This is a genomic window from Agrobacterium sp. DKPNP3 (assembly GCF_052686535.1).
In genome coordinates, this window is sequence record NZ_JBQYSN010000057.1 from 21,103 (window position 1) to 31,303 (window position 10,201).

General features: G+C 61.0%; 13 protein-coding genes. 9 read left to right on the forward strand and 4 right to left on the reverse strand.

Going from position 1 to position 10,201, the window contains the following annotated elements; all coding sequences use genetic code 11:
• The first annotated feature begins 48 nt into the window (after nucleotides 1-48).
• On the forward strand, nucleotides 49-828 hold the full coding sequence (locus ACUTJJ_RS15955) for a VOC family protein (protein WP_144575439.1): 780 nt from the start codon (nucleotides 49-51) through the stop codon (nucleotides 826-828).
• 39 nt (nucleotides 829-867) lie between these two features.
• On the opposite strand, the gene ACUTJJ_RS15960 is transcribed toward ACUTJJ_RS15955, so the two are convergent.
• Nucleotides 868-1,764 (reverse strand): LysR family transcriptional regulator, encoded by an 897-nt coding sequence (locus tag ACUTJJ_RS15960; RefSeq protein ID WP_445542764.1) that lies wholly within the window; start codon nucleotides 1,762-1,764, stop codon nucleotides 868-870.
• 121 nt (nucleotides 1,765-1,885) lie between these two features.
• Between ACUTJJ_RS15960 and ACUTJJ_RS15965 the strand changes: the two genes are divergently transcribed.
• From ACUTJJ_RS15965 to ACUTJJ_RS15975, 3 genes are read left to right on the forward strand one after another with little or no spacing between them, the layout of a single operon-like run.
• The gene (locus ACUTJJ_RS15965; RefSeq protein ID WP_144575433.1) at nucleotides 1,886-2,608 is read left to right on the forward strand and encodes an SDR family oxidoreductase; all 723 of its coding nucleotides are present in this window, start codon (nucleotides 1,886-1,888) and stop codon (nucleotides 2,606-2,608) included.
• Nucleotides 2,609-2,618: 10 nt separating this feature from the next.
• On the forward strand, nucleotides 2,619-3,095 hold the full coding sequence (locus tag ACUTJJ_RS15970; protein WP_445542765.1) for a carboxymuconolactone decarboxylase family protein: 477 nt from the start codon (nucleotides 2,619-2,621) through the stop codon (nucleotides 3,093-3,095).
• The gene (locus ACUTJJ_RS15975; RefSeq protein ID WP_209089345.1) at nucleotides 3,092-3,442 is read left to right on the forward strand and encodes an Atu4866 domain-containing protein; all 351 of its coding nucleotides are present in this window, start codon (nucleotides 3,092-3,094) and stop codon (nucleotides 3,440-3,442) included. Before ACUTJJ_RS15970 ends, ACUTJJ_RS15975 begins: the two co-directional genes overlap by 4 nt.
• A gap of 52 nt (nucleotides 3,443-3,494) precedes the next feature.
• Here the strand turns inward: ACUTJJ_RS15975 and ACUTJJ_RS15980 are convergent, their stop codons facing one another.
• Entirely contained in the window at nucleotides 3,495-5,066 is a 1,572-nt protein-coding gene (locus ACUTJJ_RS15980; protein WP_296064810.1) for a helicase HerA-like C-terminal domain-containing protein, read from the reverse strand.
• Nucleotides 5,067-5,376: 310 nt separating this feature from the next.
• Here ACUTJJ_RS15980 and ACUTJJ_RS15985 point away from each other — a divergent pair, with 310 nt between their 5' ends.
• Nucleotides 5,377-5,772, forward strand: a complete 396-nt coding sequence (locus ACUTJJ_RS15985; protein WP_063950863.1) for a hypothetical protein — start codon at nucleotides 5,377-5,379, stop codon at nucleotides 5,770-5,772.
• 7 nt (nucleotides 5,773-5,779) lie between these two features.
• On the opposite strand, the gene ACUTJJ_RS15990 is transcribed toward ACUTJJ_RS15985, so the two are convergent.
• Nucleotides 5,780-6,211, reverse strand: a complete 432-nt coding sequence (locus tag ACUTJJ_RS15990; protein WP_144575421.1) for a winged helix-turn-helix transcriptional regulator — start codon at nucleotides 6,209-6,211, stop codon at nucleotides 5,780-5,782.
• 103 nt (nucleotides 6,212-6,314) lie between these two features.
• Between ACUTJJ_RS15990 and ACUTJJ_RS15995 the strand changes: the two genes are divergently transcribed.
• The 3 genes from ACUTJJ_RS15995 to ACUTJJ_RS16005 all read left to right on the forward strand — a co-directional run bounded on the left by ACUTJJ_RS15995 (nucleotide 6,315) and on the right by ACUTJJ_RS16005 (nucleotide 8,790).
• The gene (locus ACUTJJ_RS15995) at nucleotides 6,315-7,073 is read left to right on the forward strand and encodes an SDR family oxidoreductase (protein WP_445542766.1); all 759 of its coding nucleotides are present in this window, start codon (nucleotides 6,315-6,317) and stop codon (nucleotides 7,071-7,073) included.
• 70 nt (nucleotides 7,074-7,143) lie between these two features.
• Nucleotides 7,144-7,953, forward strand: a complete 810-nt coding sequence (locus ACUTJJ_RS16000) for an AraC family transcriptional regulator (protein WP_445542767.1) — start codon at nucleotides 7,144-7,146, stop codon at nucleotides 7,951-7,953.
• Between the two features lie 225 nt (nucleotides 7,954-8,178).
• Entirely contained in the window at nucleotides 8,179-8,790 is a 612-nt protein-coding gene (locus tag ACUTJJ_RS16005; RefSeq protein ID WP_445542768.1) for a LysE family translocator, read from the forward strand.
• Between the two features lie 24 nt (nucleotides 8,791-8,814).
• Here ACUTJJ_RS16005 and ACUTJJ_RS16010 read toward each other — a convergent pair whose 3' ends face one another.
• Entirely contained in the window at nucleotides 8,815-9,642 is an 828-nt protein-coding gene (locus ACUTJJ_RS16010; RefSeq protein ID WP_144575409.1) for an aldo/keto reductase, read from the reverse strand.
• A gap of 206 nt (nucleotides 9,643-9,848) precedes the next feature.
• Between ACUTJJ_RS16010 and ACUTJJ_RS16015 the strand changes: the two genes are divergently transcribed.
• The coding region (locus ACUTJJ_RS16015; protein ID WP_445542769.1) for a helix-turn-helix transcriptional regulator at nucleotides 9,849-10,201 on the forward strand (353 nt) is incomplete at its 3' end.

The following is a 10,201-nucleotide window of genomic DNA, read 5'->3' on the forward strand; positions in this document are numbered from 1 at the left end:
GGCGGGCGCTTGCCGAACCACCCGCCAAACCGTCCATAGGAGACGATAATGTCCGATACGCATGGAAAATTCATCTGGGTCGAGCTGATGACACCCGACATGGCAGAAGCTGCCCGCTTTTACGGTCATGTCGTCGGCTGGCAGACCAAGGATTTCGGCTCGCCGGAAATGCCCTATCTGGTGCTGGAGGCCGATGGCAAAGGCATGGGCGGCGTCATGGAGCTAACCGATGAACATAAGAGCCAGGGCATTCCGCCGAACTGGACGGCCTATGTCGATGTCGACGATGTGGACGCCACGGCGGAGCTTTTCGCCGAGAAGGGCGGCGCGATCCGACGCCCGCCGCAGGATATCCCGGAAATCGGCCGCTTTGCCGTGGTGGCCGACCCCTATGGCGCCGTGCTCTGCATCATGACGCCGCAGCCGATGGAGACCGGCGGTTTCCCTGAGGATACGCAGGCGAAACAGGGTCATGTCGGCTGGTATGAGCTTTTCACCGACAATGTCGATGAGGCCATGGCCTTTTATGGCGATGTCTTCGGCTGGACGAAGGACCATGATTTCGACATGGGCCAGATGGGCCCGTACCGCATCTTCGCAAATAACGGCAAAGCCGTTGGCGGCATCATGAAACGCATGCCGCAGGTTCCCGTCTGCCATTGGGGTTATTACTTCAACGTGGATGGCATCGATGACGCCATCACCCGCGTCAGCACGGGCGGCGGACAGGTCGTGAACGGCCCGATGGAAGTGCCCGGTAACAGCTGGATCGTCAATTGCGTCGATCCGCAGGGCGCCTATTTCTCGCTGGTGTCGCAGAAAAAATAGGCCTGTCGCTGACGAGCTGCCGGGGCAACGTCCGGCAGATCACCGCTCTCTCGACAGCCGAACATGGTCGATGAAGGCGCGCAGCTTCGGCGCTAGATTGCGACGGCTGGGGTAGTAGAGATAGAACCCCGCGAAGCTGGGCGAATAGTCTTCCAGCATGGAAACAAGCTCTCCGCGCTCCAGATAGGGCCGGAATGTCTCTTCCATGCCGAAGGTAATGCCCGCACCGGCACAGGCGAGCTTTATCATCAACTGCATGTCGTTGGTGGTGAAAGCAGGCTCCACCGCCACCGCAAATTCGCGCCCGTTTTCGGCAAATTCCCATCTGTAGGGCGCAACACCCGGACGAGGCCGCCAGCCGATACACCTGTGCTCGATCAACTCGCGCGGCTGCGTCGGTAGGTCGAAACGGTTCTGATATCCAGGAGAACAGACGGCAAGCTGCCGCTGGGGAACGGATACCGGAACGGCGATCATATCCTGTTCGATAAGCTCTCCCAGACGCACGCCGGCATCATAATGCTCGGAGACGATATCGAATTCGTCGTCCGTCACGACGATGTCGAGTTGCACTTCGGGATGGGCCTCGGCAAAGCTTGCGAGCAGAGGCCCGGATAAGAAACGTTCTGCAATGGACGAGACCGCCAGCCGAAGCTGACCGCGTACCGTTCCGCCGAGCGATGAGGCCGCCTGCGCCGCCTGCGAGATCGCGTCTATGGAAGACGAGACATCGGCATAAAGCTGCTGTCCCGCTTCCGTCAGGCTCACGCTGCGGGTGGTTCGTTGGACGAGCGCAATTCCCATCGTCTCCTCAAGCTTGCGGATGGTCTGGCTGACAGCGGAGCGGGTGACACCCAGCCTGTCCGCGACGGCGCGAAAATTCCGTTCCTCGGCAACAAGGCAGAATGTCGACACGGCATTGAGATCAATGTTCATTGGTTAGAAATTCTATCCATTGAGGTAATTATTAAGGCGGTTATCGCGACAATGCCTGAGCGCTATCTTCCTTGCAACGGTCGATTTCGAAAAAGCCGACCGTAACAGCAAGGAGAAAGCCATGACATTGAACAAAGTCGTTCTCATCACGGGTGCATCGAGCGGGATCGGTGAAGGCATTGCGCGAGAGCTGGCCGCCGCCGGCGCAAAACTGGTGCTCGGCGCGCGCCGGCTGGATCGCTTGGAGAGATTGGCGGAGGAACTGCGCCGGACGGGGGCCGACGTCGTCGTCCATCCGCTTGACGTCACCGATAGGCAGAGCGTCGATGCCTTTGCAGAGGCGGGCCGCAAGGCGTTTGGCGAGATCGATGTCATCGTCAACAATGCCGGCGTCATGCCGCTGTCGCTGATGTCGTCGCTCAAGGTCGATGAATGGGACCGCATGATCGACGTCAACATCAAGGGCGTGCTCTACGGCGTCGCGGCCGTTCTGCCCGAGATGACCGCGCGTGCCTCAGGCCATATCATCAACATCGCCTCGATCGGTGCGCTTGCGGTTTCACCAACGGCGGCCGTCTATTGCGCGACGAAATTTGCCGTGCGGGCGATTTCGGACGGGCTGCGGCAGGAAAACCGCGACCTGCGCGTCACCTGCATCCACCCCGGCGTGGTGGAAAGCGAACTCGCCCATACCATCACCGATCCGGCCGCCGCCGAACTGATGCAGAGCTACAGGGCCATCGCCCTGAAACCGGACGCCATCGGCCGCGCGGTGCGCTACGCCATCGAACAGCCTGACGATGTGGACGTCAACGAAATCGTCGTCCGCCCCACCGCTGCCTGAGGAGATTGACATGAAAGCCATTTTTCCGACCGCGCTTGCGATTGCCGTGTTCGCGGGATCTGCCGCCGCACTCGCAAATACGCAGCATATGGATGACCGGTTGAAACGCGGCGATGAGGTCGTCCGCAGCCTCAACAATGGCCAGCCGCAAGCCAATCTGGAGCGTATGCGGCAGGAGTTTCCGTTCCTGGCGCAGGCAACGGAGGGTTACGCCTTGGGAGAGGTCTGGTCGCGGCCGGGCTTGGACAACCGCACCCGCCAGCTGGCCGCCGTCGCGGTCATGGCGGCCCTTGGTGAGCGTGATCTGATGAAGGTCCATGCCGGTTATGCGCTGAATGTGGGCGCAACCGACGAGGAACTGAAGGAGATGATCTATCTCATCACCGTTCCCGCCGGTTTCCCTAAGGCCATCGCCGCATCACGCACGCTTGCGGAACTGTTCGAGGAACGCCGCGCCAATGCCGCAACGGGAGTGCAGAGACAATGAACATCGTTTCAACATCGGTAGCGCTTCTGCTCGCAACCGCTTCTGCCGAAGGGGAGACGCGCAGGACAGAAAACACCACGGACGGAAACATGACTGAAATCACGCAGGCTCAGAACCACCCTTATCTCGGCATGTGGGTCACCGGCGATGGCCACGTTCGTCAGGAGCTTTTGCCCAATGGCCGCTATGACGAAGCGCGCGGCAAACGCAAGAGCGCCTATCAGGGGCGATATGAGGTGAAGGGCAACCACATCGACTATTGGGACGACACCGGCTTTACCGCAGACGGTGAATTTGTCGATGGTGTCCTCTACCACGGCGGCATGATCTTCTATCGCGAGAAGTGACCGCACCGAAATTGGCGCCGCCCGTCTCATCAAGAGCGGGCGGCGTATTCGTTCACCGCTTCAGACTTCCCAGAATCCCGCGCACGATCGCACGCCCGACAGAGGTGGCGACCGAACGGGCTGCACTTTTCATCGCGGCTTCGATCACCGTCTCGCGCTGGTAGCCGGAACGGCGCGTGCCGCCATTGCGCGAGCCGTTCGAGTTTTGTGCGGGTTCGTCATCACCGAAGCCGGGCAGGCGCCAGCGGCCGGAGGCGGTGTCGGACTGGTTTTTGGCATTTTCCTCTTCCGCGCGCTTGGCAGCCTCGGCCTCCGCCGCCTTCTGCGCGCGGGCGGCAAGAATTTCGAAGGCCGATTCCCGATCAATATCCTTGTCATACTGGCCGGAAAGAGGGCTGAGATCGATCAGCGACTTGCGCTCCGCATCCGTGAGCGGTCCGACGCGGCCGGAAGGGGGCCGCACCAGCGTGCGCTCGACAATGGAGGGCGCCCCCTTGTCGTGCAGGGTGGAGATCAGCGCTTCACCGGTGCCGAGCGTGGTGATGGTATCTGCCGTGTTGAAGGCGGGGTTCTGGCGGAAAGTATCCGCCGCCGTGCGCACGGCCTTCTGTTCGCGCGGCGTATAGGCGCGCAGCGCGTGCTGCACGCGGTTGCCGAGCTGGGCAAGCACGGTCTCCGGCACGTCGAGCGGGTTCTGCGTGACGAAATAGACGCCAACGCCCTTGGAGCGAATAAGACGAACGACCTGTTCCACGCGTTCCACCAGCACGCGCGGCGCATCGTTGAACAGCAAATGCGCCTCGTCAAAGAAGAACACCAGACGCGGCTTTTCCGGATCGCCCACTTCAGGCAATTCCTCGAACAGTTCCGAGAGCATCCAGAGCAGGAAGGTGGCATAAAGGCGCGGGTTCATCATCAGCTTGTCAGCGGCGAGGACCGAAACCGTGCCGCGTCCATCCGCGCCCACACGCATGATGTCGGCGATTTTCAGCGCCGGTTCGCCGAAGAAATTGGCCGCCCCCTGCTGTTCGAGAACCAGCAGCCCGCGCTGCAGCGAGCCGACCGAAGCCTTGGAAATCAGACCGAACTGGTTGGAAAGCTCGGTTGCGTTTTCGCCCATATAGTTCAGCAGCGATTGCAGGTCTTTGAGATCGAGCAGCGGCAGCCCGCCCTGATCGGCGATCTTGAAGGCGATGTTGAGCACGCCTTCCTGCGCTTCCGAGGCGTCCATCAGCCGGGCGAGCAGCAGCGGCCCCATTTCGGCGATGGTGGCGCGCACGCGATGGCCTTTTTCGCCATAGAGATCCCAGAAGATGACGGGCGACTTGCCATAGGAAAAGTCGGTGAAGCCGATCTGCTCGGCGCGCTTCTGCACCCAGTCTTTCGCTTCGCCTTCCGCCGCGATGCCGGAAAGGTCACCCTTGATATCGGCGCAGAAGACCGGCACGCCGGCCTTGGAGAAGCCTTCTGCCAGAACCTGCAGCGTCACGGTCTTGCCCGTGCCCGTTGCGCCGGTGATGAGGCCGTGGCGGTTGCCGAATTTCAGTTCCAGATATTCGCCCTTGTTCAGGCTGTCATCAGGATTGCGGCTGGTGCCGATATAGAGCTGTCCGTCCTGCAACATCGACCATTTCCTCCTGCGGCTGAAACACGGCCTGCAAAATCGCAGCGGATTTTGCAAAAGTCATGTCCGAATTAAAGATCCTACGGCATGATAGGGGCACTCCGGCAGGGAGCAGCCTTTTCATAGTCAGGTTGTGACGATCTTATAAGGACAGTTTCAAGGCGCAACAACTGCTTGATGGCGATGAAGAAAAAGCGCTTGATGAAATGCCGCACCGCTCATGGCCGCTTGAATGCCGCATGAGATTGTTTTACGTTGACGTTAACGTCAGTTCGCAGAGGTTGGCGTCGTTTTTCAACAGGAGGCAAGAATGAACGAAGTCGTGGATCAGATCGCCGCAAAGGCGGGGATCGACCCTGAACTGGCTGAAAAGGCTGTTGGCATGATTCTCGGTTTTCTCCAACGCGAGGCCGCAGATGGTCCAATCGCCCGGATGATCGAAGCCATTCCCGGCGCCAGCGAGCTGGTCGCCCAGTATAATGGCGAAGGCGCTGGTGGTGGCGGCGGTCTGCTTGGCGGCCTGATGAGCGCCATCGGCGGCGGCGGCATCATGGGGCTGGGCCAGCAGCTGATGAGCCAGGGCCTCGGCATGAGCGAGATTTCCACGCTCGCGAAGGAAACGATCGCCGTTGCCCGCCAGCACGCCGGCGACGAAACCGTCGACCAGGTGATTGCCTCGGTGCCGGGCCTCAGCCAGTTCGCCTGAGCCGAACTTATTCTATCGCGGGGCGCGGCGGCTGTTCGTTGAACCGTCGCCGCGCCTCTTCTATTTCGGCATGGTGCGTTTCCGCCCATATCCAGACGCCGCAGAAGGCGCTGCCCAGCGTGCGGCCGAGGGTCGTCAAAGCATAATCCACATGCGGCGGAATGACCGGGTGAACGGTGCGGCGCACCAGCCCGTCGCTTTCCATTTGTCTTAGCGTTTTCGTCAGCATCTTCTGGCTGATATTGCCAACCAGTTTGCCGATCTGCGTAAAGCGTAGCGTGCCATGCTCCTCCAGCACTTCGAGAATGAGCATCGTCCATTTGTCCGCCACCTTGGCGATAATATCCTGAACCAGCGCCTCGATGACCGGATCGGTATCCGTGGGTGGCGGGGACTTGCGTTTGCTTTCGATAGCCGCATCTGCCGCATGCCGCTTCATCAGACACTCTCCTTTCGGTAAGTATAAATCTTTCGGGTGCCTACTTTCGATTGGAGAGCATCATAGCTAACTTCGTTTCACCCAACAAGCGAAGGATGTTCCCATGAAAATCTCTGGCAATACCGTTCTCATCACCGGCGGCGGCTCCGGCATCGGCCGGGCGCTCGCGGAAGCCTTTCACAAGGCCGGCAACAGGGTCATCATTTCCGGCCGTCGCAAGGCCGCGCTCGACGAGGTGACGGCCGCCAATCCCGGCATGGCCTCGATGGTGATGGACGCGACGGACGCCGCAGGCATCCGCGCGTTTGCCGAAGCTCTGGTAAATGCCCATCCGACCCTGAATGCCGTCATCAACAATGCCGGCATCATGCGGCCGGAAGACATCGCCGCAGCACCTGATTATCTGGAGACGGCCGAAGAAACCGTCGCCACCAATCTCCTCGCACCCATCCGCCTGACAGCGGCGCTTTTGCCGCATTTCCTTAAACAGCCTGCTGCAACGGTGCTGACGGTCTCCTCAGGTCTGGCCTTTGTGCCCATGGTGTTGACCCCCACCTACAGCGCCACCAAATCCGCCATCCATGCCTATTCGGTCGCGCTGCGCGAGCAGTTGAAGGAGACGCCGGTAGAGGTCATCGAGATCGTGCCGCCTTACGTGCAGACGACGCTGATGGGTGAGGGGCAGGCCAATGATGAAAGAGCCATGCCGCTCGACGCCTTCATTTCCGAGGTCATGGATATCCTCGAAAATCGCCCGGACGAGAAGGAAGTGGTGGTGGAACGCTGCAAGCCGCTGCGGTTTGCCGCGCAGAACGGCAATTTCGATCAGGTCTTCGCCATGATCAACCACATGCATCCGTAAACGGTAACAACTGTCGTATGGCAGCATCCTGTGATAGCGTCGCGCTCTTTCCCGCGGAGCGCGCGCTTTCATGGCCCAAGGCCGGTTCCTGATGCCGAAAACGATACTGCCCGGCGTTGCCGCCGTTGTGGCGGATAGCGACCGTTCCTTTCCGCGCCATATGCATGATCAATTCGGTATCGGTCTCATCCATCGCGGCGCACAGAAATCCCTCTCCGGCCGCGGGGTGGTGGAAGCGGGCGCCGGCCAGGTCATCACCGTCAACCCGGGCGAGGTGCACGACGGTATCCCGCTCGGAGAGGGCGGCCGCGCCTGGCGGATGCTTTATCTCGACATCGATATCGTTCAAGGTGCCATTGCCGATCTCAGCGGGAAGGACAGCGGCACCTTCGAATTCGTCCATCCCGTGGAGCCGAGACCTCTGGCCCAGCGCTTCAACGCTGTCTTTTCAGCCGTGACGGCGAATGAGCGGCCGGGCGAAACTCTCCTTTCCGAGGAGACGCTGCTGATGCTGCTGGGGGATGCCATGGAGAAGGCTGCCAATCCACCTGTCTTGGCCGTGCCTGCGATCATCAGGCGCGCGCAAAACCGCATCGATGACGAGCCTTCCCGACCGTTCCGCCTTGCCGATCTGGCTGAGGAAGCCGGCATGAGCCAGTTCCGCTTCCTGCGCGCTTTCGCCAGGGCGACGGGGCTGACGCCGCACAGCTATCTTCTCCAGCGCCGCGTGCATCTGGCGCGACATGCGCTGGCCAGGGGCACCCCGCCCGCCGAGGCGGCCTTCGTCGCCGGTTTTGCCGACCAAAGCCATCTGAACCGCGTTTTCGTGCGCCAGTTCGGGGTGACGCCGGCGGTCTACCGGGCGGCGACGGCTGGTTGATCTTTGCTCTCTTCCGTCATGCCGGACGAGATTCGGCATCCAGCCATCGCACGTCTGCGGCGTGAAAGGAGTCTTTCGTGGTCAAGGACTGGACCACGCTGGACCCCGGCTCGGGTGACGGTGTGCGGATGTGGCGCTGCAATTTCATCCAAGACACCCACCCCGCGCACCATCATGCTCCCGTCCTCCACCCAAGAGGACAGCCCAAGAGGACAGACCCGCACCATGACACCTGAATTCCTCATCACATCCTTCATCGTCGCCGCATCTCCCGGAACCGGCGTGGTCTACACGCTGGCGGCCGGCCTTTCGCAGGGGGCAAAGGCGAGCGTTGTTGCGGCCCTAGGCTGCACGCTCGGCATCGTGCCGCATCTGCTGGCCGCCATCACCGGCCTTGCCGCCATCCTGCACACCAGCGCGCTCGCCTTCGGCATCGTGAAATATCTCGGTGTCGCCTATCTCCTCTACATGGCATGGAACACGCTACGCGAGGATGGTGCGCTGAAGATCGACGATGCCAAAGCGCCGCAGAAAGCCACCCGCGTCATCGGCGAGGCGATCCTTATCAATCTGCTGAACCCGAAACTGTCGATCTTCTTTTTCGCTTTCCTGCCGCAGTTTATCGCGCCGGATGAGATTTTGCCGACATGGCGCATGGCCGAACTCGGGCTGGTCTTCATGGCCCTGACGCTTCTTGTCTTTACGCTTTACGGCTGCTTTGCCGCCTCGATCCGGCGGCAGGTGGTGTCACGTCCTTCGGTCCTCGCCTGGCTGAGGCGCAGCTTCGCCGCCGCTTTCGTGGCGCTGGGGGCGAAGCTGGCCCTGACCGAGCGATAAGACGGGACCCATAGCCCCGTTGCCTCAGTCGTCCCAGTCGGGCGCGAGATGGCCCGGATTGACGATGCGGCCATCCGGCTTGGCAAGCGCGTGGATCGCCTGCATTTCCTCTTCCGTCAGCGCAAAATCGAAGATGTCGAAGTTCTCCTTCAGGCGGCTTTCGGTCGCCGTCTTGGAAAGCGCCACGATATCCGGCTGCTGCACCGCCCAGCGCAGGGCCACCTGCGCGGCGGTCTTGCCGTGCTTCGCGCCAATGTCCTTGAGAACAGGATCGTTCGGCACCTTGCCATCGGCCATCAGATAATAGGCCGTCACCGACATTCCGTGTTTGCGTGCGGCCGCGATCACCTTCGTCTGGTCTAGATAGGGGTGATATTCGATCTGGTTGGTGGCAAGCGGCGTGTCGGACAGTTTCACCGCCTCTTCGGTCAGCGCCACGTTGAAGTTGGAAATGCCGATATTGCGCGCCTTGCCGGCCTTGCGCACCGCGTTCAGCGCGCCCATGCGTTCGGCAAGCGGAACATCGCTTTTTGGCCAGTGCAGCAGCAAAAGGTCGACATAGTCGGTCTTCAGTTTCGCAAGGCTTTCATCGACGGAAGCGAGAAAATCATCGTGGCGATAGCGGTCCACCCAGACCTTGGTGGTCAGGAATATATCATGCCGGGAAATGCCGGACTGGGCGATGACCTCTCCGACAGCGCCTTCGTTCTTGTAGATCTGGGCCGTATCGACATGGCGGAAGCCGAGCTTCAGCGCTTCCGGCAGAATGCGCCTGACATCGTCTTCCGGAATGCGGAAGGTGCCGAAACCAAGTGCGGGAATATCAGCACCATTCGCGTTGACGTGATACATGGAATGTCTCTCCTGTCATTGACTTGATGGACCGGCAGGAAAGCCGGCGGTGGGGCGTTCCGTTACTAACTGGTGTCAGTGCCATCGGTTTCAAGGTTTTGCATTCGCGGCTCATGGCATCCATTGCGGGTAGCCCTTTCCGGCGTTACCAGTCTGGCGCTGGAATGCCGTCAGCGGACCCGGCAGACCTAACGGAGAAACATCACGTGTCACGCTCACAGCGGCTCCTTGATCTCTTGCAGATCCTGCGGTCTCACCGCATGCCGGTCAGCGGCACCTTTCTTGCCGCCCGGACCGGCGTCAGCCTGCGCACGCTGTACCGTGACATCGCGACGTTGCAGGCGCAGGGGGCCGATATCGAGGGCGAAGCCGGGGTGGGTTATGTGTTGCGTCCGGGTTTCCTGTTGCCGCCGCTGATGTTTTCCCAGCAGGAGATCGAAGCGCTGGTGCTCGGCTCCCGCTGGGTGGCGGGTCGCGCCGATGCGGGATTGGCGGAGGCCGCCCGGGCGGCGCTGGTCAAGATCGGCGCTGTGCTTCCCGATACCCTGCGCGAGGAACT